At 69.8% G+C, this 20,906-nt stretch carries 19 protein-coding genes; 2 read left to right on the top strand and 17 right to left on the bottom strand.

Annotated elements, in window-relative coordinates; translation table 11 throughout:
• Nucleotides 1–94: 94 nt before the first annotated feature.
• Nucleotides 95–673: an isopentenyl-diphosphate Delta-isomerase gene (idi, locus tag AB0C78_RS47630; RefSeq protein WP_360761718.1), complete on the bottom strand. Its 579-nt coding sequence runs from the start codon at nucleotides 671–673 to the stop codon at nucleotides 95–97.
• Between the two features lie 148 nt (nucleotides 674–821).
• Between idi and dxs the strand changes: the two genes are divergently transcribed.
• Nucleotides 822–2,732 carry a 1-deoxy-D-xylulose-5-phosphate synthase gene (gene dxs, locus AB0C78_RS47625; RefSeq protein WP_360761716.1) on the top strand — a complete coding sequence of 637 codons (1,911 nt, stop codon included), beginning with the start codon at nucleotides 822–824 and terminating at the stop codon, nucleotides 2,730–2,732.
• An 18-nt stretch (nucleotides 2,733–2,750) separates the two neighbouring features.
• On the opposite strand, the gene AB0C78_RS47620 is transcribed toward dxs, so the two are convergent.
• The 5 genes from AB0C78_RS47620 to AB0C78_RS47600 form a co-directional block, all read right to left on the bottom strand.
• A complete protein-coding gene (locus AB0C78_RS47620) occupies nucleotides 2,751–3,116 on the bottom strand; it encodes a hypothetical protein (RefSeq protein WP_360761714.1) in 366 nt (121 codons plus the stop codon).
• Between the two features lie 120 nt (nucleotides 3,117–3,236).
• Nucleotides 3,237–4,586, bottom strand: coding sequence for an FAD-dependent oxidoreductase (locus tag AB0C78_RS47615; RefSeq protein WP_360761712.1), 1,350 nt, complete (start codon nucleotides 4,584–4,586; stop codon nucleotides 3,237–3,239).
• 82 nt (nucleotides 4,587–4,668) lie between these two features.
• Nucleotides 4,669–6,153 (bottom strand): amino acid permease, encoded by a 1,485-nt coding sequence (locus AB0C78_RS47610; RefSeq protein WP_360761710.1) that lies wholly within the window; start codon nucleotides 6,151–6,153, stop codon nucleotides 4,669–4,671.
• Between the two features lie 107 nt (nucleotides 6,154–6,260).
• Complete coding sequence (locus AB0C78_RS47605) at nucleotides 6,261–8,348, bottom strand: 3-hydroxyacyl-CoA dehydrogenase NAD-binding domain-containing protein (protein WP_360761708.1); 2,088 nt, start codon at nucleotides 8,346–8,348, stop codon at nucleotides 6,261–6,263.
• Nucleotides 8,345–9,547 (bottom strand): thiolase family protein, encoded by a 1,203-nt coding sequence (locus tag AB0C78_RS47600; protein WP_360761706.1) that lies wholly within the window; start codon nucleotides 9,545–9,547, stop codon nucleotides 8,345–8,347. The genes AB0C78_RS47605 and AB0C78_RS47600 overlap by 4 nt, the downstream gene beginning before the upstream one ends.
• A 156-nt stretch (nucleotides 9,548–9,703) precedes the next feature.
• Here AB0C78_RS47600 and AB0C78_RS47595 point away from each other — a divergent pair, with 156 nt between their 5' ends.
• Nucleotides 9,704–11,536, top strand: coding sequence for an AMP-binding protein (locus tag AB0C78_RS47595; RefSeq protein ID WP_360761704.1), 1,833 nt, complete (start codon nucleotides 9,704–9,706; stop codon nucleotides 11,534–11,536).
• A 135-nt stretch (nucleotides 11,537–11,671) separates the two neighbouring features.
• On the opposite strand, the gene AB0C78_RS47590 is transcribed toward AB0C78_RS47595, so the two are convergent.
• From AB0C78_RS47590 to AB0C78_RS47540, 11 genes are all read right to left on the bottom strand, one after another.
• Nucleotides 11,672–12,880, bottom strand: coding sequence for an ATP-binding protein (locus tag AB0C78_RS47590; RefSeq protein WP_360761702.1), 1,209 nt, complete (start codon nucleotides 12,878–12,880; stop codon nucleotides 11,672–11,674).
• Nucleotides 12,877–13,539 (bottom strand): response regulator transcription factor, encoded by a 663-nt coding sequence (locus AB0C78_RS47585; RefSeq protein ID WP_151546539.1) that lies wholly within the window; start codon nucleotides 13,537–13,539, stop codon nucleotides 12,877–12,879. Before AB0C78_RS47585 ends, AB0C78_RS47590 begins: the two co-directional genes overlap by 4 nt.
• Before the next feature lie 55 nt (nucleotides 13,540–13,594).
• The gene (locus AB0C78_RS47580) at nucleotides 13,595–14,386 is read right to left on the bottom strand and encodes an SAM-dependent methyltransferase (protein WP_360761699.1); all 792 of its coding nucleotides are present in this window, start codon (nucleotides 14,384–14,386) and stop codon (nucleotides 13,595–13,597) included.
• An 82-nt stretch (nucleotides 14,387–14,468) separates the two neighbouring features.
• Nucleotides 14,469–15,317 carry a hypothetical protein gene (locus AB0C78_RS47575; RefSeq protein ID WP_360761697.1) on the bottom strand — a complete coding sequence of 283 codons (849 nt, stop codon included), beginning with the start codon at nucleotides 15,315–15,317 and terminating at the stop codon, nucleotides 14,469–14,471.
• Between the two features lie 179 nt (nucleotides 15,318–15,496).
• Nucleotides 15,497–16,138 carry a tyrosine-type recombinase/integrase gene (locus AB0C78_RS47570; protein WP_360761695.1) on the bottom strand — a complete coding sequence of 214 codons (642 nt, stop codon included), beginning with the start codon at nucleotides 16,136–16,138 and terminating at the stop codon, nucleotides 15,497–15,499.
• Nucleotides 16,139–16,215: 77 nt separating this feature from the next.
• Complete coding sequence (locus AB0C78_RS47565) at nucleotides 16,216–16,395, bottom strand: helix-turn-helix domain-containing protein (protein WP_067635957.1); 180 nt, start codon at nucleotides 16,393–16,395, stop codon at nucleotides 16,216–16,218.
• 157 nt (nucleotides 16,396–16,552) lie between these two features.
• Nucleotides 16,553–17,134, bottom strand: coding sequence for a hypothetical protein (locus tag AB0C78_RS47560; RefSeq protein WP_360761693.1), 582 nt, complete (start codon nucleotides 17,132–17,134; stop codon nucleotides 16,553–16,555).
• 240 nt (nucleotides 17,135–17,374) lie between these two features.
• On the bottom strand, nucleotides 17,375–17,872 hold the full coding sequence (locus AB0C78_RS47555; RefSeq protein WP_360761691.1) for an SLATT domain-containing protein: 498 nt from the start codon (nucleotides 17,870–17,872) through the stop codon (nucleotides 17,375–17,377).
• On the bottom strand, nucleotides 17,865–19,388 hold the full coding sequence (locus AB0C78_RS47550; RefSeq protein ID WP_360761689.1) for an RNA-directed DNA polymerase: 1,524 nt from the start codon (nucleotides 19,386–19,388) through the stop codon (nucleotides 17,865–17,867). Before AB0C78_RS47550 ends, AB0C78_RS47555 begins: the two co-directional genes overlap by 8 nt.
• A gap of 740 nt (nucleotides 19,389–20,128) precedes the next feature.
• Entirely contained in the window at nucleotides 20,129–20,584 is a 456-nt protein-coding gene (locus AB0C78_RS47545; protein WP_360761687.1) for a GntR family transcriptional regulator, read from the bottom strand.
• A 7-nt stretch (nucleotides 20,585–20,591) separates the two neighbouring features.
• Nucleotides 20,592–20,906 (bottom strand): hypothetical protein (locus AB0C78_RS47540; RefSeq protein WP_360761685.1); only part of this gene is annotated, 315 nt, incomplete at its 5' end.

Raw genomic sequence — 20,906 nt, 5'->3', positions numbered from 1 at the left:
CACCCGGGGGTCGGGGGCCGGGCCCGGGGGCGGCGGCGCCCCCGGCCCCGGCGGAATGGTCCTGCGGACGCGGCTTCCGGACCGCCTCCCGCGGCTACCAGCCGAGGGCGGGCGGGAGCGTCGCGGTGCCTGCGTCGGGCCAGTCGTGCGGCTCGCCCAGCGGGGCCAGCTCGGCGAGCTGCAGCCGGTACCACGGGGAGGCCTCCGGCCGCGCGGCGAGGTCGAGGCACTGCCGCCACGTCCACCACTCGGCGTCCTCGACCTCGGCGGGGTTGCGGCGGACGGGCGTGCCCGCGGGGACGTCGGCGCGCACCACCGGGCAGCGCTCGTTCTCGAGGGTGCCGTCCTCGGCGACGGCCCGGTACTGGAACGCCGGCAGGACGGATGTCAGGGACACGCCGGAGATGCCCAGCTCGTCCTGCAATCGCCGCAGCACGGCGTCCCGGAGCCCCTCGCCCGGCCCGGGGTGGCCGCAGCAGCTGCCCGTCCAGACGCCGGGGAAGGTCCGCTTCGACAGGGCGCGGCGAGTGATCAGAACGCGACCCTCCGTGTCCACCACATAGCAGGAAAAGGCCAGGTGGTACGGCGTGTCTCTATGGTGACTCGCGGCCTTGGGGGCGGTTCCGACCGCCTCGTCATCCGCGTTGAGCAGTACGATCTCTTCGACGGCCATGCTCTTTTCCTACCCCATCGGCCCCGCCGGGGTCAGTCGTTTCACACCCGGCGGGCAGGTCCCCTCCGGCGCGTCGCGGGCGAACCGGGATTAAACTCGGAACGGCCCGAGCCAGGGGAACCGGTCCCCGACGGAGGAGTTGACACGCGTGAGCCTGCTGGAGTCGATCAAGGGTCCCGACGACCTCAAACGACTGGACGCCGCGCACCTGTCGAGCCTCGCGGACGAGATCCGCGACTTCCTGATCGACGCGGTCGCCAAGACCGGCGGCCACCTCGGCCCCAACCTCGGCGTCGTCGAGCTCACCATCGCGCTGCACCGGGTGTTCGACTCGCCCCGCGACAAGATCCTCTGGGACACCGGGCACCAGTCCTACGTGCACAAGCTGCTCACCGGCCGGCACGACTTCACCCTGCTGAAGCGGCGCGGCGGCATCTCCGGCTACCCCAGCCGGGCCGAGTCCGACCACGACGTCATCGAGAACTCGCACGCCTCCACCGCGCTGTCCTACGCCGACGGCATGGCCAAGGCGTTCGAGCTGCGCGGCGAGGGCGACCGGGTCGTCGTGCCCGTCGTCGGCGACGGCGCGCTCACCGGCGGCATGTGCTGGGAGGCCCTCAACAACATCGCCGAGGGCAAGGACCGCAAGGTCATCATCGTCGTCAACGACAACGGCCGCTCCTACTCGCCGACGATCGGCGGGCTGGCGAGCCACCTGGCCGCCCTGCGCGTCACCCCGACCTACGAGCAGGCCCTCGACCTCGTCAAAAGGACCGTTCCGAGGGCGCCCGTCGTCGGGAACGTCGCCTACGAGGCGCTGCACGGGATCAAGAAGGGCCTCAAGGACATCCTGCAGCCGCAGGCCATGTTCGAGGACCTCGGCCTCAAGTACGTCGGCCCCATCGACGGCCACGACGAGCAGGCCGTCGAGCACGCGCTGCGCAAGGCCCGCGCGTTCGGCGGGCCGGTGATCGTGCACTGCATCACCCGCAAGGGCCACGGCTACTCGCCGGCGGAGAACGACGAGGAGGAGCAGTTCCACTCGCCGGGCCCGTACGACCGCGAGACCGGCGTGCAGAAGCCCAAGGGCCGCATCTGGACCGACGTGTTCAGCGAGGAGATGGTGAAGATCGGCCGGGAGCGCCGCGACGTGGTGGGCATCACCGCCGCGATGCTGCACCCGGTCGGGCTCGCCGACTTCGCCGCCGCCTATCCGGACCGGATCTACGACGTCGGCATCGCCGAGCAGCACGCGGTGACGTCCGCCGCGGGGCTCGCCCTCGGCGGCCTGCACCCGGTCGTCGCGGTCTACGCCACGTTCCTGAACCGCGCGTTCGACCAGGTGTTGATGGACGTCGCGCTGCACGGCCAGGCGGTCACGTTCGTCCTGGACCGGGCCGGCGTCACCGGCGACGACGGGCCGTCCCACAACGGCATGTGGGACCTGTCGCTGCTCCAGCTCGTGCCCGGCATGCGGATCGCCGTCCCGCGCGACGGCGCCCGCGTCGCCGAGCTGCTGCGCGAGTGCCTCGCGGTGTCCGACGGCCCGACCGCGCTGCGCTTCCCCAAGGGCGCCGTGGCCGCCGACCTGGACGCCGTCGACCGCATCGGCGCGATGGACGTGCTGGCCCGCCACCAGGGCGCCAACGGCGCCGACGTGCTCATCGTCGCGGTCGGCGCGATGGCGACGCCCGCGGTCGAGGTCGGCGAGCGCCTCGCCGCGCAGGGCATCGGCGCCACCGTCGTCGACCCGCGCTTCGTCAAGCCCCTCGACCCGGCGCTGCCGGCCGCGGCCGCCGCGCACAGCATGGTCGCCGTGGTGGAGGACAACGGCCGGGTGGGCGCCGTCGGCGACGCCGTGGCCCGCCTGCTGCGCGACGAGGGCGTCGACACCCCGGTCCGCACCTTCGGCATCCCGCAGGAGTTCCTCGACCACGCCAAGCGCGACCTGATCCTCGCCGACTGCGGCCTCACCCCCCAGGACCTGGCCCGCGACATCACCGAGGCCGTCGCCCGCGTCACCGCGACGGACGCGCACGAGCCCGCCACGTCCGACTGACGCCGCGCCCGGGCCGCGTCAGATGCCCTCGGCGGACAGCAGCTGCCAGAAGTGGGTGATGGACGCGGCGCGGGTGCCGAGCTCGCGGCCGGAGTAGGTCCACCGGCCGCGCAGCCGCCAGGGCCGTCCGGTGCCGTCCTGCACGTAGACCTGGAGCGGGAAGCACGCCTCGTGGGCGCGGATGACGCCGGCCGGGTCGACGGACGGGGCGAGCCGGGGCTCGCCCTCGCACCGCACGCCCATCACGGACGTGCGCGGGTCCTGGCGCAGCAGGCCCTGCGTCAGGTCGTACACGAGCACGGAGACGTAGTCGGGTCCGAGCCACCTGAGGTCTGGCACCGTCTCGGGAGGGGGGAACCCGTACAGTTCTGGACCGACGGTCACACGCGCACGGTAGCGCTCCGTGCACGCTTTCGTCACTAGTTTCCCGGCGGGTTCTTCCGTCTCATCGGTCCTGCCCGGGCCCGGCGGCGCAGGCCGGAGGCGGGGACCACCGGGCGGCGGCTACCCGTCCCCGCGGCAGGCCGACGTCATCGCCTCCCACCTGGCGAGCTTGACGCGTTCGCCGCGGTCGAGGCTGCGGGCGAGGGCGATCTCGGCGGCGTCGAGGTTGAGCCAGTCGGCGTAGGTGACGACGGGCAGCCCCCGCGCCTCGAGCAGCTCCTCGACGGTGCGCTTCGGCGCCGTGTCGGTGCCCTCCAGGTCCGCCAGGAGGTTACGGACGGTCTCCGCCGCGTCGGACTTGTTGGTGCCGACGACGCCGGACGGGCCGCGCTTGATCCACCCGGCGACGTACTCGCGGGGGACGGGGGAGCCGTCCGCGGCGAGGATGCGGCCGCCGTCGTTCGGCACGGTGAAGGACCGCTCGTCGAACGGGACGCCCGTGAGCGGGACGCTCTGGTAGCCGACCGAGCGCAGCACCAGCCCGACCGGCAGCGTCTCGAACTCGCCGGTGCCGGTGACGCGTCCCGACTCGTCGAGCGCGGTCTTCTCCAGCTTCAGGCCCTCGACGCGGTCGGTGCCGAGGATCTCGGCGGGGGCGCGCCAGAACCGGACGTCGATGTGGCGGGCGCGGCCGGCGGCGGGCTCGCCCGTCCAGCCGTTCAGCACCTTGACGTTGCCGCGGACGTGCCGGTCCTTCTCGGCGAGCTCGGCGCTGGCGGGGTCGAGGTCCATGTCCTCGGCGCTGACGTGGATGCTCGCGTTGGGCAGCTCGCCCAGTTCGCGGGCCTCCTTGGTGGTGAACTTCGCCTGCGCGGGGCCGCGCCGCCCGATCATGTGGACGCGCCTGACCCGGCTGTTCGACAGCGCCTCGATGACCTGCTCGGGGACGTCGGTGGAGCGCAGCTCGTCGGCGGTCTTGGCGAGGATCCGGACGACGTCGACGGCGACGTTGCCGACGCCGATGACGGCGACCTCCTCGACCGACAGGTCGAAGGAGTGGTCGGCGGCGTCGGGGTGCCCGCAGTACCAGTTGACGAAGTCGGTGGCGGCGATGCTGCCGGGCAGCTCCTCGCCGGGGATCCGCATGTGCCGGTCGACCATCGCGCCGGTGCAGTAGATGACGGCGTCGTAGCAGTCGAGGAGGTCGGCGCGGGTGAGGTCGCGGCCGAGCTCGATGCAGCCGAAGAACCGCACGGCCGGGTTCTCCAGTACCCGCTGCAGGTAGTTGGCGATCGACTTGATCGACGTGTGGTCGGGGGCGACGCCGTAGCGGACCAGGCCGTACGGGGTCGGCAGCCGGTCGAACACGTCCACCCGGACGTTCCCGTCGGTCTGCTTCACGAGGGCCTCGGCGGCGTAGATGCCGGCGGGCCCGGAGCCGATCACCGCGACGAGCACAGGGGATGCCATGCGCGTATTGTGCCGACCCGCACGGCAAAAGAACACCGTGACACCGGTCACGAGACCCTTCAACGGCCTTCGGGCGCGCCGGTCAGGACCGTCCGGACGCGGCGGCGAGCCCGACGCGGCTGTGGTGGCGCCCGTAGGCGAAGTAGATGATCGAGCCGATCGCCATCCAGGCCAGGAACCGGTACCAGGTCTCCAGCGGCAGGTTGATCATGACGAAGAGGCAGCCGAGCACCGACAGGATCGGGATCACCGGGACGAGCGGGGTGCGGAACGCGCGCGGCAGGTCGGGGCGGGTGCGCCGCAGGATCAGCACGCCGACCGACACCAGCAGGAACGCGAACAGCGTGCCGATGTTGACCAGCTCGGCGAGCTTGGCCAGCGGGATGAACCCGGCCAGCACGGCGACGATGCCGCCCATGATGACCGTCGACAGCCACGGGGTGCCGAACCGCGGGTGGATGACCGACAGCCACGGCGGGAGCAGCCCGTCCCGGCTCATCGCGAAGAACACCCGGCTCTGCCCGAGCAGCAGGATGAGCACCACGGCGATGAGGCCGACGACGGCGCCGACGTCGATGATCGTGGCGAACGCGGAGTGCCCGACGGCCTTGAACGCGTCCGCGAGCGGCGCGGCGTCGGAGAGCTTCTTGTAGTTCTGCATCCCGGCGACGACGGTCGACACCGCCGCGTAGAGCAGCGCGGTGACGACGAGGGAGCCGATCAGGCCGATCGGCAGGTCGCGCTGCGGGCGGCGGGCCTCCTCGGCGGCGGTCGCGACGATGTCGAAGCCGATGTAGGCGAAGAACACGATGGCGATCGCGGCGAAGATGCCGAGCCAGCCGTAGCTGACCGGGGTGATCCCGAAGATCACCTGCATCAGCGGCGCCGCCGCGCCCTTCACCGACGGGTTCGGCTCCGACGGCGGGATGAACGGGTGGTAGTTCTCGCCCTTGACGAAGAAGAGCCCGGCCACGATGACCAGCAGGACGACGGACACCTTCACCACGACGACGACGGCGTTGACCCGCGAGGAGATCTTCACGCCGAGGACGAGCAGCCCCGTCACCACCAGCACCAGCGCGATCGCCGGGACGTTCACGACGCCGCCGTGGCTGCCGGGCGGGTTGAGGATCGCGGCGGGCAGGTGCAGGCCCGCGCTGTCCAGCAGCGAGGCGAAGTACCCCGACCAGCCGACCGACACCACCGCCGCGCCGAGCGCCAGCTCCAGGATGAGGTCCCAGCCGATGATCCAGGCCGGGAACTCGCCGAGGGTGGCGTAGGAGAAGGTGTAGGCGGAGCCCGCGACCGGGACGGTGGAGGCGAACTCGGCGTAGCAGAGCGCTGCGAGCGCGCACACAACGGCGGCGAAGATGAACGACAGCGCGACCGCCGGGCCCGCCTTGTCCTTGGCGACCTGCCCGGTGAGGACGAAGATGCCCGTGCCGACGATGACGCCGATCCCGAAGACGACGAGGTCGAGCGCGGACAGGTCGCGGCGCAGCCGGTGCCCGGGCTCCTCGGTGTCCTTGATCGACTGTTCGACCGACTTGGTGCGCAGCAGGTTCATTCGTCGGCTCCTCGGCGTCACGTCGTTGTGACACCCCTATGCCCGGATGCGCGCCGCTTATGATCGTCCACCGCCCGTGGCGGACGGGCGGTGGACGATCCCGCTGCTCAGGCCGGAAGCGAGGCCACGCCGGGGGCGAGGAAGCGGCGGCCGGTCGCCTTCTCCGCGACGCCCGACCTGTCCAGGTACGGGGTGATGCCGCCGAGGTGGAACGGCCAGCCCGCGCCGAGGATCATGCACAGGTCGATGTCCTCGGGCCCCGCGACGACGCCCTCGTCCAGCATGATCCGGATCTCGTCGGCGAGCGCGGCGAGCGCCCGGTCGAGCACCTGCTCCTCGGTGGACGGGCGCGTCCCGCCGCCGAAGATCGCCACGACCTCGGGGTCGAGGGAGAAGTCCGGCAGGTAGACGCCCCGCTTGCCGGCCGCGACCATCTTCGCCAGGTTCTCCGACAGCGGGAACCGGTCCGGGAACGCGGCGTGCAGCGTCTCGTTGACGTGCAGCGCGATCGCCGGCCCGACCAGCCCCATCAGCACGAACGGCGGCATCGGCAGGCCGAGCGGCGCGGCGGCGCGCTCGGCGACCTCGATCGGCGTGCCCTCGTCGACCGCCTGGACGATCTCGGCGAGCAGCCGCAGCAGGACCCGGTTGACCACGAACGCCGGCGCGTCCTTGACCAGCACGCACGACTTCTTCAGCGCCCTGCCGGTCGCGAACGCGGTGGCGAGCGCCGCGTCGTCGGTCCGCTCGCCCCGGACGATCTCCAGCAGCGGCAGCACCGCGACCGGGTTGAAGAAGTGGAACCCGACGACCCGCTCGGGGTGCCGCAGCTCCGCCGCCATCTCCGTGACGGAGAGGGACGAGGTGTTCGTCGCGAGCACGCAGTCGGCGGAGACGTGCTCCTCGACCTCGGCAAACACCTTCCGCTTGACCGACATCTCCTCGAACACGGCCTCGATGACGAAGTCGGCGTCCGCGAACGCGTCCTTGGTCAGCGAGCCGGTGATCAGCGCCTTCAGCCGGTTGGCCTTGTCGGGGGAGACGCGGCCCTTGCCGAGCAGCTTGTCGATCTCGCCGTGCGCGTAGCCGACGCCCTTGTCCAGGCGCTCCTGGTCGAGGTCGGTCAGCACGACCGGGACCTCCAGGCGGCGCGCGAACAGCAGCGCGAGCTGCGAGGCCATCAGGCCCGCGCCGACGACGCCGACCTTGGTGACCTTGCGGGCGAGGGACGTGTCCGGCGCGCCCGCGGGGCGCTTCGCCCGCTTCTGGGTGAGGTCGAACGCGTACAGCCCGGCGCGCAGCTCGTCGCTCATGATGAGGTCGGCCAGGGCCTCGTCCTCGGCGGCGAAACCCTCGTCGCGGCTCCGGTCCTTCGCGGCGGCGACGAGGTCGAGCGCGCGGGTGAAGGACGGCGCGGCGCCGTGCAGCTTGCCTTCGAGGTTCCAGCGGGCCATCGCGATCGCGTCGTCCCACGCCTTGCCCTTGTCGACCTCGGGCCGGGTCACGGCGATCTCGCCGTTGAGGACGCGGGCCGTCCAGGCGAGCGACTCCTCCAGGAAGTCCGCCGAGTCGAAGATCGCGTCGGCGATGCCCAGCTCGTAGGCCTGCCGGCCCTTCAGCATCCGGTTCTGCGCGAGCGGGTTGTCGATGACGGCCTTCAGCGCCTTCTCCGCGCCGATCAGGTTCGGCAGCAGGTACGTGCCGCCCCAGCCGGGCACCAGGCCGAGGAACGCCTCCGGCAGCGCGAACGCCGGGACGCCCGCGGAGATCGTCCGGTAGGTGCAGTGCAGGCCGATCTCGACGCCGCCGCCCATCGCCGCGCCGTTGTAGTAGGCGAACGACGGGACGTCCAGCTCGCCGAGCCGCCGGAACACGTCGTGCCCGAGCTTGCCGATGGCCCGCGCGTCCGCGTGGCTCGTGATCAGCGGGACGCCCTTGAGGTCGGCGCCGACCGCGAAGATGAACGGCTTGCCGGTGACGCCGACGGCGACGATGTCGTCCCGCGCGGCGACCCGGTCGATGGCCGCGTCCAGCTCGGCGAGCCCGTTCGGGCCGAAGGTGTTCGGCTTGGTGTGGTCGTGGCCGTTGTCGAGCGTGATCAGCGCGAGCGTGCCCGCGCCGTAGGGCAGCGCCACGTCCCGGACGTAGGCGTGCGTGACGACCTCGTCGGCGAATACTTCTCCCAGGCTGCTCACTTGGCGCCCTCCCAGCTCACGTTCTCCCAGAGGACGGTCCCGCCCATGCCCATGCCGACGCACATCGTCGTGAGGCCGTAGCGGACGTCCGTGCGCTCCTCGAACAGCCGCGCCAGCTGGTTCATCAGCCGGACGCCGGACGAGGCGAGCGGGTGGCCGAGCGCGATCGCGCCGCCCCACGGGTTCACCCGCGCGTCGTCGTCGGCGATCTTGAAGTGCTCCAGGAACGCCAGCACCTGCACGGCGAACGCCTCGTTGATCTCGATGAGGCCGATGTCGTCCATGGTCAGGGAGTTGCGGGCGAGCAGCTTCTCGGTGGCGGGGACGGGCCCGACGCCCATCACCTCCGGCTCGACGCCGGCGAAGGAGAAGTCGATGAGCCGCATCTTCGGCGCGAGGCCGAGGTCGCGGGCGACATCCTCGGCGGCCAGCAGGCACGCGGTCGCGCCGTCGTTGAGGCCCGCCGCGTTCCCGGCGGTGACGTTGCCGTGCACGCGGAACGGGGTCTTGAGCTTGGCGAGGTCGTCCATCGTGGTGCCGGGACGCGGCGGCTCGTCCTCGGTCGCGAGGCCCCAGCCCTGCTCGGCGCTGCGGATCGCGGTCGGGACCAGGTCCGGCTGGATCTTCCCGGCGGCGTACGCGGCGGCGACCTTCTGCTGGCTGCGCACCGCGTAGGCGTCCGCGCGCTCCTTGGTGATCTGCGGGAACCGGTCGTGCAGGTTCTCCGCGGTCGAGCCCATGACCAGCGCGGACGGGTCGACGAGCTTGTCGGCGAGGAACCGCGGGTTCGGGTCGACGCCCTCGCCCATCGGGTGCCGGCCCATGTGCTCGACACCGCCCGCGATCACGACGTCGTACGAGCCGAACGAGATGCCGGCGCCGGTCGTGGTGACGGCGGTCATCGCGCCCGCGCACATCCGGTCGATGGCGTAGCCCGGGACGCTCTTCGGCAGCCCGGCGAGCACGGCGGCGGACCGGCCGATCGTCAGTCCCTGGTCGCCGGTCTGGGTGGTGGCGGCGATCGCGACCTCGTCCACCCGCTCGGGCGGCAGGGACGGGTTGCGGCGCATCAGCTCGCGGATCGCGCGGACGACCAGGTCGTCGGCGCGGGTCTGCGCGTACAGGCCCTTCGGGCCGGCCTTGCCGAACGGCGTGCGTACGCCGTCGACGAACACGACGTCGCGTGCGGTGCGAGGCACGGGTCGTCCTCCCTGCGGATGGGCGGTCGGTGGTGAGGCGATGCTACTCGCTGGTAACCACAAAGGCTACTCGTCAGTAACCACTGACCGGGCGGTGCCCTTGTTCGCCCCCGGGACTCGTGGGTAACGTGGCCCGAAATCACCGGAGGAGGCGCGGTGACGCACGCGAGGCCCGTATACCGGCCGGGACTGCGCCGGCGGATCGGGCACGTCCGCGACCTCACCGGCCTCCTGCTGCGCACGGGACTGCTGCTGTCCGGCGGGCCCCGCCGCGTCGGCCGCCAGCTCGGCGCGCTGCGCCGCTGGGGCACCAGCCTCGCCGGCGTCCTCGCCGCCGCGGCCGCGCACTCGCCGTCCCGTCCCGCCCTCATCGACGACGAGGGCGTCCTGTCCTTCGGCGAGCTCGACGACCGCGCCACCCGCCTCGCCCTCGGACTGCCGCTGCACGGCCCCCGCCCGCGCGTCGGCGTGCTGTGCCGCAACCACCGCGGCATGGTCGAGACGCTCGTCGCGTGCAGCAGGCGCGGCGCCGAGGTCGTGCTGCTCAACACCGGTTTCGGAACGGGCCAGATCCGCGCCGTGCTCGGCGAGCTGCGCCCCGCGCTGATCGTCGCGGACGCCGAGTTCGCGCCGCTGCTGGCGAACGTGCCGATCGCGCTGCGCCGCACCGTCCTGTGGGCCGACCGCCGCCCCGGCCCGCCCGGCGGAGCCCCGGCCGCCGGGACGCCGCTGGCCGCGCCCGTCGCCGCGCCGCCCGCCCCCGCGCCGTCCCCGCCGGGCCTCGCCGATCACGGTGCTCCGGTCGCCGCCGAGACCGGGCCGAGCATCGACGAGGTGATCCGCTCGGTGCCCGCGCCCGAGACCGCGCCCGGCCCGCCGCAGATCCAGAGCCGGACGATCATGCTCAGCTCCGGCACCACCGGCCGCCCCAAGGGCGCCCGCCGCCCGCCCCGCCCCGGGCTGTGGCCGCTCGCCTCGATGACCTCCCGGATCCCGCTGCGCACCCGGCAGACCATGATCATCGAGGCGCCGCTGTTCCACACCTGGGGCTACGCCGCCCTCCAGATGGCGTGGGCGCTGCGCGCCCCGATCGTCCTGCACCGCAGGTTCGACCCCGAGCAGGCGCTGCGCTCGATCGCCTCCCACCGCGACACCGTCCTGTTCGCCGTCCCCATCATGCTCCAGCGCATCCTGGAGCTCGCCCCGCAGACCCGCGCGCTGTACGACACGTCCTCGCTGCGGATCGCCGCGCTCAGCGGCGCCGCCCTGCCCGGCGACCTCGCCACCCGGTTCATGGACGCGTTCGGCGACAAGCTCTACAACGTCTACGGCTCCACCGAGGCGTCCTGGGTGTCCATCGCCACCCCGCGCGACCTGCGGATCGACCCGCGCACCGCCGGCCGCCCGCCGCGCAACACCTCGCTCGCCATCGTCGGCGCCGACGGCCGCCGCGTCGGCCGCTCCACCATCGGGGAGATCTTCGCCGCCAACGAGCTGCTCTTCGAGGGGTACACCGGCGGCGAGCCGATGCAGGTCCGCGACGGGCTGCTCGCCACCGGCGACCTCGGCCACATCGACCACCGCGGCCTGCTGTTCGTGGACGGACGCGCCGACGGCATGGTCGTCTCCGGCGGCGAGAACGTCGTGCCGCGCGACGTCGAGGACGCCATCCTGCGGCTGCCCGAGGTCCACGAGGCCGCCGTGATCGGCGTCCCGGACGACGACTGGGGCCAGCGCCTGGCCGCCTTCATCGTGCTGCGGCCCGGCGCCCGGCTCAACGCCGAGGCCGTCCGCGCGTACGTGCACGCGCAGGTCGCCCGGTACGCGGTGCCGCGCGACGTCCACTTCATCCCCGAACTGCCCCGCAACGCCACCGGCAAGGTCGTGCACCGCTGGCTCACCGCGGGCACCGAGCAGACCCGCCCCGAGGGCCGCGTCGACTGGCCGCAGCCCCCGCCGTGGCCGCTCCCCGCCGAGAACGCGGGCTGACCCCGCCGCCCGCCGTCCTGCCTCGCGCGCGCCTGCCTCGCGCGCGCCTGCCTCGCGCGCGCCTGCCTCGCGCGCGCCTGCCTCGCGCGCGCCTGCCTCGCGCGCGCCTGCCTCGCGCGCGCGGCGGCGCCGCGGTCACGCAGGGGCGAGGGCCTCGCGGGCGACCGCGGGCAGCCGGACCGTGATCGACAGCCCGCCGCCCCGCCGCGGCACCGTCTCGATCGTCCCGCCGTGCGCGCCCACCACCGCCCGCACGATCGACAGGCCCAGCCCCGCCCCGTCCGCCGACCCCACCCGGTCCGCCCGCAGCCGCCGGAACGGCTCGAAGATCCGCGCCGCCTCGTACTCCGGGACGGGCCGCCCCGTGTTCACCACCTGCAGGAACGCCTCCCCGTCCCGGACCCCCGTGCGCACCCACACCCGGCCGTCCCGCACGTTGTACTTCACCGCGTTCTCCAGCAGGTTCATCGCGCACCGCTCCAGCAGCACCGGATCGCCCGCCACCTCCGCCGGCGCCAGCCGCACCTCCACGTCCAGCTCGCCGGTGCGCCCGTCCAGGTCGTGGAGCGCGCCGCGCACCACGTCCGGCAGCGGCGTCGGCGTCCGGGACGCCGGCTCCCGCTCCGACCGCGCGAGCAGCAGCAGCCCCTCGATCAGCCGCTCGTGCCGCTCGGTGTTGCCGAGCAGCACGTCCGCCAGCGCCTTGGTCTCCGGCGGGTTCCTCCGGCTGGCGAGCGCCACCTCCAGCACCGTCCGGTTGATCGTCAGCGGGGTGCGCAGCTCGTGCGAGGCGTTCGCGACGAACCGGCGCTGCGCGTCGAACGCCCGGTGCAGCCGGTCCAGCATCCGGTCGAACGTGTCCGCCAGATCCTTGATCTCGTCCTGCGGGCCGTCCAGCGCGATCCGCTCGTGCAGCGTGCTCTCCGACAGCCGCCGCGCCGTCGCCGTCACCTTGTGCAGCGGGCGCAGCATCCGCCCCGCCACCAGGTACCCGATCACCACCGCCAGGACGCCGAGCACCACCATCGTCAGCAGCGACGTCTGCAGCAGCCGCTCCAGCACGTCGTGCTTCTGCTGCGCGACCTGCCGGTCCGCCTCCGCCTTCACGGCCAGGATCTGGCTGAAGTCCTTCGACGCCACCAGCACCCGCAGCTTCGCGGCGACCTGCGGATCCACGCTCGTCCGCTCCGGCAGCCGCTGGTCCAGCGTCCGCGCCGTCAGCACGTACATCACCGCGACCAGCACCGCCGACGTCACCAGGAACAGCGACCCGTACACCAGCGTCAGCCGCGTCCGGACGCTCAGCCGCGGCGTCCGCACCCGCACCCGCTCCCGCACGCTCACCGCGCCTCCAGCCGGTACCCCGACCCCGTGACCGTCTCGATCACCGCGGGCTCGCCCAGCTTGCGGCGCAGCGTCGCCATCGTCACCCGGACGATGTTGCTGAACGGATCGATGTTCTCGTCCCACGCCCGCTCCAGCAGCCGCTCGGCGCTCACCACCCCGCCCTCGGCGCGCAGCAGCTCCTCCAGCACGGCGAACTCCTTGTTCGTCAGCCGCAGCTCCCGGCCGTCCCGCGCCACCCGCCGGCGGTGCGGGTCCAGCCGGATCCCGCGGCGCTCCAGCACCGGCGGCACCGGCGCCCCCGACCGCCGCGACAGCGCCCGCACCCGCGCCACCAGCTCGCCGAACACGAACGGCTTCGGCAGGTAGTCGTCGGCGCCGAGCGACAGCCCGTCCACCCGGTCCTCGACGTCCCCGGCCGCCGTCAGCATCAGGATCCGCGCCGGGCCGCGCCGCTCGGCGAGCTCCCGGCACACCTCGTCGCCGTGCACGGTCGGCAGGTCGCGGTCGAGCACGACGACGTCGTACTCGGTGTAGGACGCCCGCTCCAGCGCGTCGTCCCCGTCGTACACGACGTCGACCGCCATGGCCTCCTCGCGCAGGCCCTCGGCGATCGTGTCCGCGAGCACCCGCTCGTCCTCCACGATCAGCACACGCATACCGGGAGCATGGACGAACCGGGGTTAAACCCCTGTAAGGGCGGCGCCGTGCAGGTCAGGGCTTGCGCGCGACGCCGCCGGCGCACGCCACGCTGGGCAGCTCCCCCTCGGGGCCCGGGTCGGGACGCCACCGCGTCACCGGCACGACGCCGGGCGGCAGCACGTCCAGGCCGTCGAGGTAGCGGGCGATCTGCTCGGGGCTGCGCGGCGTGTACGGGACGGCGCCGCTCCCGGAGTTGAACGCCTCGATCGCCGCCATGTACGCCGGGTCGTCGTTGGTGCCGTCGTACACCGCCACGTAACTGCCCGACGTCAGCGGCTCCACCAGCCGCCGCACCACGTCGCGGGCCTGGTCGTAGTCCTGGACGAGCCCGAGGATGCCCATCAGCATCAGCGCGACGGGCTCCCCGAAGTCCAGCGTCCGCGCGGCCTGCGCCAGGATCGGCTCGGGGTCGCGCACGTCGGCCTCGATGTAGTCGGTGGCGCCCTCGGGCCGGCTGGTCAGCAGCGCCTTGGCGTGCACGAGCACCAGCGGGTCGTTGTCGACGTACACGATGCGGGCCTCGGGCGTGATCCGCTGCGCGACCTCATGGGTGTTGTCCATGGTCGGCAGGCCCGTGCCGATGTCGAGGAACTGCCGGATCCCCGCCTCGGCGGCCAGGAACCGCACCACCCGCGTCAGCATCTGCCGGGAGCGCCGCGCCATGTCGACCATCCCGGGAAAGGACTGGAAGATCCGCTCGCCCGCCTGGCGGTCGACCGGAAAGTTGTCCGTGCCGCCCAGCAGGAAGTTCCAGACCCGTGCCGAATGCGGCACGGTCGTGTCGATCTCGGGCCGTGGGTCCATGCCAGCTCCTCGGTTCCGGAGCGCCGTCGGCGGCTCCGTCCGGGAATCGTTCCCTGGTCGGAGCCGGGCTACCCGCCATGTTCTAGCGCCGCCAGCAGGTGTAGGAGATCGTCGCCGTCCCGCCCGGCGAGAAGGACACCGACCCTCCGCCGCCCCCGCCGATGTAGCAGAGCACCGTCGGCCGCACCACCACGGTCACCGTCGCCGAACGCCCCGCCTTGAGCGTCCCGCCGCCGGACGCGCTGACGCGCCCGCCCCGCGACCGCACCGACGCCACCGCCCAGCGGACCGTCCCGCCCACCGCTGTCAGCCGCACCGGGCACGACCTCGGCAGACCGGCGACACCGAGCCCGTGGCACCCGCCGTCGTTCACCGCCAGCCGCCCGGCCCCGCCCCCACCCCCGCCGCTCGGCCTGCGCTTGGCCGGCTTCCCGGCAGCGGGCTTCTCCTTCTTCTCGTCCTTCTTCTTCTGCCCGTCCTTCTGCGCCGGCGAGACCGTCACCGGCGGCGGGCTCGCCTCCGGCGTCGCCGGCGCCGCCTCGGGCCGCGCAGGCTCGGGCTTCGCGTCCCCGCCCGACTCGAACGCCACGACCAGCCCGGCGGCCAGCACCGCCGCGGCCGCCGCCCCGATCACCGCGATCCGCCTGCGTCCCCGCGCGGGCCTGCGGCACTCGTCGCGGACGACCTCGTACAGCCAGTCCCGGAACGTTCCCGCGTCCGGGACGTCCGCCCCCTTGTCCCGCAGCGCGAGCAGCGCCGCCCGAACCGCCTGCACGGCCCGCCCGTGGTCGCCGAGCAGCCCCTCCGCGTATTCGACGAGCTCGGGCCCGTACACGTTGTAGACGTGGCCGACCGCCCCGGGCCGCTGCCCCCGGAGCCCCTCGACCAGCCGGAAGTCCTCGTTCAGCGGGGGCGCGGCATTGCTGGGCACGAACGGATTATGGCCGACCGGGCACGCTCGGTTATGTGTCTCAACTGCACACTCCCACCCCACCCTTTATCACCGAACCAAAACCCCACCCACCTAATGCACGTGCACCCGATGATCTTGCTGCGTGCCTGCTCAGGGGATCGGACGTCGTCGAGGGGAGTTCGGCCGGGAGCCAATGGCTAGGCTGACCTGGACTTCTCTTCGTTGAAGATGGCGTTCATCTTCTCGGCGCCCGTGGTGATGACGGGCCGGAGTTCGTGCCGATAGACGGTCTGCGTGGTGTGGGTGCCGGAGTGCCCCACAAGATCGCTGATCTTCTCCAGAGCAACGCCCTGGTCACTCATGATGGACACGAACGTGTGCCGCAACTCGCGCGGCACCCAGTTCGAGCCGAGGCCGGCAGTGCGTGTGAGGCTCTGGAAGCGGCGTAGGACGTCGTCACTCGTGTAGGGCGCTCCGTTCTCTCGGCAGAAGACGAGGTTGTGTCCCTGCCACAGGTCGCCCGCTGCAAGCTTCTCTGCGGCCTGCCGCTTGCGCAGCGCCGTGAGCGCGTCAACGGCCATGTCCGCCACGGCGATGCCCCGGCGGCTCTTCTTGGTCTTGGTGTCGCCCCCGTCCCGGTCTGATCGGAGGACGTAGACGACCCGCTTTCGTCCGTCCCTTCCTCTTGAGCCGCTTGCGCTTGCCGTCCGGGCCGAACCCGAGCGAGGTGGCGCCGGTGTATCCGTCGCCCTCCTCGTAGATCGTCCCCTCGTACTTGCCGATGAGGATCTTCGCCAATCGGATCCTTCCTTGTATCGGTCGAGGTCACCACTGACCATACTCAAGACGTCCCTAGACGTCCCTCATGTGGGGAGGTCCGTTCGCGGTCATGTGCGGACGGACCTCCGGGCGGTTGTCAGCGGTTGGCCTCTTCGAGGGAGGTGACGAACTCGGCGATGTGCCGGTCAGTGATGCGGCGCAGCTTGCCGATCTTGATGCTGTGGAGTTGGCCGGTGCGGATCAGGAAGTAGACCTTGTCTCGGCCGATGTTGAGGATCTCGGCCACTTGTTCGACGGTGTACGCCTGCACGGTCACCACCTCCTCTCGCCCGAGGCGGTGTGCCAGGGGCGTGCGTGATGTGGGTCGGTGATCATCTCCTTGGTTGCGGACGGTGGTCGTCTCCGTCTCGTCTCACTCGCGTCTCTCGGCTCCTTACATGCAGGCGCGCGCGTGAGACGAGACGTTGAGACGATCACGGAGTGTGGTCGGACGCCTTGTAGCGGCCTCGCCCGACCTGGACGGCGCGGCCGGTCTTCACCATCTCGTTGAGGCGCCGGTAGAGGGTGGGCCGGCTCATCTCGGTGATCATGAGCAGGTGCGCGATCGGAAGCCCTTCGTCCGGCGCGCCGTCCAGAGCCTCTCTCAGGACGCTCTCGGCGCGGTCTTCCCTGGACGGCCTCAGCGGGACGGACGCCGCTGAAACGGGCTGCAGAAGCGGCGTACTGGCCTCGTCCAAGGCACGCCGCGAGACCTCGTCCAGGACGGGACGCAGAGCCTCGTGTCGCTGTGCGGCCTCGCTCACGGCGTCGTCGGTGAGCAGGTAGGCGCGGCCTCGTCGGGGCGTGTCGTGTTCGGGTGCGGACAGCAGGAACTTGCCGGGTGCGTTGAGGGTGTGGGCGTGCCATCCGGCGTTGAGCATCCCTTGCCCAAGGATGAGGTCGACGTCTTTGCGTTCGCGGACGCGGAAGCTCACCCGGACGTCCATTTGCGAGCGGACGGCACCCTTGCCCATGGCCTTCTGTGTGGGGCGCTGCGTGGCCGCGATGAGCGTCACGGCGACCGCACGTCCCCTGCGCGCGATCGAGTCCGTGTCGCTCGCTGCGTCCGGTGCGTCAAAAATTCTCTCTGCTCTTGAAGGGGCGGGTGGTTGGCGGGTACTCGCGCACAAGCGACGAATCCTCTGAAGTGACATGGATTGCAAGGACGGGACTGGGTGACCTCCGGATGGATGAGTCAATGGCTCAACGCATTCGGGATTATCTTGCCAACTATGCGGGGGCGGTCGTTAAATGACTCATCCTTGCTGATGCGATCCCGGCCCAGCGGGCTCGCCTGGCGGCTCGCCCGCTGACCGACGGAAAAAGCGATTCGAAATGGGCTCGATGCCCGAATTTGCTGCCGAGTATTCAGCCCTCAATGCCCGCAGCTTCTCCTCTAGCTGGCCTACGTCGGTCGAGCCTTGGGCGAGACTCATCTCTAGGCGTGCTGCATGGCGGATATCGGTAAAATTCCTTGCAGAGTTTATGTGCGAGTTTGCCTTTTTATCAGAACCCAAGAAGGCGGCGGTCGCTGCTACCGCTCCTGCAATGGCCCCGAGAGTGCCCCAGGACTTGGACCATCCCAACGCGATTACAAAGGAGGACAACGAACTTACTAGTGCAGGAAAAAGGATGAAAGTTTTTCCCCAAAGAGCTGCCGATTTGGCCGCTTCAAAGTAGCTCTGAGCGGAGTACGACGCATCATCGTAGAGCCTGTCTAGCTCAGTGATTATATTCTTTATCGCATCACTCAATTTGAACGTATCTCTTTCCGGTTGCAGGTATTGGTATCCCTGATGGACGGCCTTTAAGGTACCTGGCCGTGTGAGATAGAAAAGGATCGGACGCGGCAACTATATCGAGCCAACGATTTGGGCATTGGCCGCTCTCATAGCATGCAATCAGTAGGGCCCGTCGCACTCTCGGGTTTGACTCCTCCTGAAATATCTGGCGAAGGGTGCGAGTCTTGTCTCGAGAAGAGAATAGGCCGATATATCTAGCAGCAAATTCACGAACAAAGCTATCTTTATTTCTGTCCAGCAGGAGTTCCCACACCACGTCCTCAGCGTAGTGACCGTCGATCTGTTGATTGATCATAGAAATCAACAGATGTTGCTGCGCGTAGGGATACATTGCGATCCCTCCTGTGCCGAGGAGGTCTACTATGGCGTCTCCGATCTGCGGAATTGCAGTTTGGAAGATTTCTAGATAGGAAAGCGCCTCCCGGGAAATATGGGGAACCTCATCCATATTGTTAAGAAGCCAATTGACCGCATAGTCGTCGCGGACGTACTTCAGTTGCGTAAGGCAGAATTTAAGATCCCGAGTACGGACGGGGGGCTCGCTAACCGTTTGATTAAAGAGCACCTTAACATCGTTTACTGCATCGGGGTGTCCTAGCAATATGTAGTAGTTGATGGCATCCTTGTCAGCATCTTCAAACTCATCAAAGATGTCGACACCCTCGATGATTTTTGTTTTCGGGCCCGAGAGAGTGAGGTGGCGGTGGCGAAGAAGCTTATTGAGAGTAAGTATCTGCTTACGGAGAGAGACCCAGTCTCTACCGAAGATGTAGATGTCATCAGAATACCTAAGATGGGTAAAGCCAGCGCGTTGTAACTCTACGTCCAACGGGAGTAAGTATAGGTTCGCTAGTATGCCGGATGCATCGTAGCTTTGAGGGATACCCCACGCGTTGCCGAGTTCATTGAATGCATTAAGAAAGTTGCGGATTGTCTCGACCGCCCACTTAGGGGCATGTATGCTTTCTAGGTCATCGATTAGAATATCTATTTCGATATTTTCGTAGAATGCAGTGACGTCTGTACGGGCAAGGAGCAAGTCGGGATTGAGTTGATGTATCTCTCGGGCGTTTCGCTGCATTGCTACCCAGGACCAGGTGGGATTGTCCACCCTAGAATAGTCATGTAGCCAACGGTAGCTATACACGGCATCCGGCATTACATGGTCAATAAGTGGTGCTACGGCCATTACGGCAGACTCGTAGGTCAACCGGTGATCAAGGTCCAGCCTTACCAAAGGGCGCACTGAAAGTCGGTCCTTGGGGAGATCGACTACTTCGATATGAGAAGGATAAGTGCGCCCTTCAAATATTTGCCGCAATAGCCTTTTGCGATAGTTTGGCCAGTCTGCGCGTATATCGGCGTAAGCGATGGGGTCGGGCAGATCTAGGTCGCCAGAAGAATTTCCGATTTGCGACCAAGCAATATCGAGGCTCGCGGCAATGATCTCCGATTCGCCTTGGTGCATCGGCGTTAGGCTTCCTGTCCGCTCCACTCGATTTGTGTGGCATCATACCGGATGCCCGTCGGTCATACGGAAGGAATCTGGACAGCCCGCAACGAACCGTGCTGGACGGTTGCGCAACTTGGGCCTCTAAGACCTAGACGTCTCTGAGCTGGGTAGACGTGTAAACCGCTCGTACGGCGTTGGCGAGGTGTCGCTCGGCCAGCTGTGTGAAGCGTGTGACCACATGCGTAGGGCCGTACCGCTCACGAATTTCAGTGAGGCGGGCATCGAGGCTGACAGCCTTGCCCTCTGGGGATGTGGTCATGTCGCAGTTGATAAGTTGCTCGCTGAGTGCAGGACTTGTGTTTCCGAACTCTCTCCGAGCAGGGTGCCGAGGTTACGCTCGCGTGCTTCGATGAGGGCGCAAGAGTGGTGGGCGACCAGGCGGTACAGGTGGTCGTCGGCGTGGTGGGGGTCTCGGAGGTAGCGGGCGCCGTCTAGGGGGAAGCCGGTGTCTACGAGGTCGGGGGCGTAGCCGATGTCGTGGAGCCATGCGGCGGCCTCTAGGAGGTCGGCCTTGTCGCCGAGGATGGGTGCCGAGTGTGCGGGCTTGCCGCGCTACGCCCTGGGTGTGTGCCCAGCGGCGGGGGAGCGGGGTCTCCAAATGCTTGCGCGCGAGTTCGCTTGCCCATGCGGCGCTGTTCTTCCTCATGGGTTCGACGCTACGGGGACCGGTGTGGACGTCCACGGACACGGATGGATCATCTAGGGACGTCTTGGCTGACGTAGCGTCCCTTGCCGTGGACACAGGTCACGAGGCCGGCTTCCTCTAGAGCCGTGAGGGCGTGGCGGGCCGTGTGGCGGGATACGCCGTAGCGCTCAGCGAGTTGGGCTTCGCTCGGCAGTAGATCGCCTGGACGGTAGTGGCCACTCCTGATGTGGCGCCGTAGGTCCGTGGCGATGTTCTCGTACCTGGTGTGCACGGCCGGTTTGGCGGTAGGGACGAATCGGCCTACCCCGGGGCGTGCTGTGATGAGGCCGTCGGTTTCGAGGGTGGACAGGGCCCGCCGCAGGGTGTTGCGGGCGACGCCGAACTCGGCGCAGAGGGCGGCCTCGCCTGGGAGTTGGCCCCCTGGGGCGTAGGTGCCGTCTGTGATGCGTTGGCGTAGGGCGTTAGCGATGCGGGCGTAGGTGCCCGGTGCCGTGCGGCGGGTCATGTCCGGGTCACTCGTCCTCGGAGCGGGTCGTCGCCAGAGCGACCCGGGGCGTAAGGAGGACTGTCACCTTGTCGGCGGCGAGGCGGGGGCGTGTGCAGCGTGCCAGCCAAATACCGGTGCTGGACTGGTACCACCAAGCGCCGTTGGCCCAGACGACGGAGACGGTTTCGCCGATCGTCGGGGCGTTGTCGGCGTACACGCGCAACATCGGGTGCGGTCCGTCGATGCGAAGTTCGGTCGTCCAGTCGTACCGGCGCAGGCGGCGGGCGAGCCGGGTGAGGTGCCAGCGGCCTCGTGACAGTCCGGGGTGGGTGGGCAGAGG

Source organism: Actinomadura sp. NPDC048394, assembly GCF_040651755.1.
In the GTDB taxonomy this organism is placed as follows: Bacteria; Actinomycetota; Actinomycetes; order Streptosporangiales; family Streptosporangiaceae; genus Spirillospora; species Spirillospora montaniterrae.
This window is presented reverse-complemented; position numbering and strand designations above follow the sequence as displayed.

Coding starts and splice junctions, on each gene's coding strand:
- AB0C78_RS47615 (WP_360761712.1), bottom strand. CDS start 4,586: ATGGCATCCCCTGTGCTCGTCGCGGTGATCGGCTCCGGGCCCGCCGGC.
- AB0C78_RS47610 (WP_360761710.1), bottom strand. CDS start 6,153: ATGAACCTGCTGCGCACCAAGTCGGTCGAACAGTCGATCAAGGACACC.
- AB0C78_RS47570 (WP_360761695.1), bottom strand. CDS start 16,138: ATGGTCAGTGGTGACCTCGACCGATACAAGGAAGGATCCGATTGGCGA.
- AB0C78_RS47580 (WP_360761699.1), bottom strand. CDS start 14,386: ATGGACCCACGGCCCGAGATCGACACGACCGTGCCGCATTCGGCACGG.
- idi (WP_360761718.1), bottom strand. CDS start 673: ATGGCCGTCGAAGAGATCGTACTGCTCAACGCGGATGACGAGGCGGTC.
- AB0C78_RS47545 (WP_360761687.1), bottom strand. CDS start 20,584: ATGACCCGCCGCACGGCACCGGGCACCTACGCCCGCATCGCTAACGCC.
- AB0C78_RS47550 (WP_360761689.1), bottom strand. CDS start 19,388: ATGCACCAAGGCGAATCGGAGATCATTGCCGCGAGCCTCGATATTGCT.
- AB0C78_RS47585 (WP_151546539.1), bottom strand. CDS start 13,539: ATGCGTGTGCTGATCGTGGAGGACGAGCGGGTGCTCGCGGACACGATC.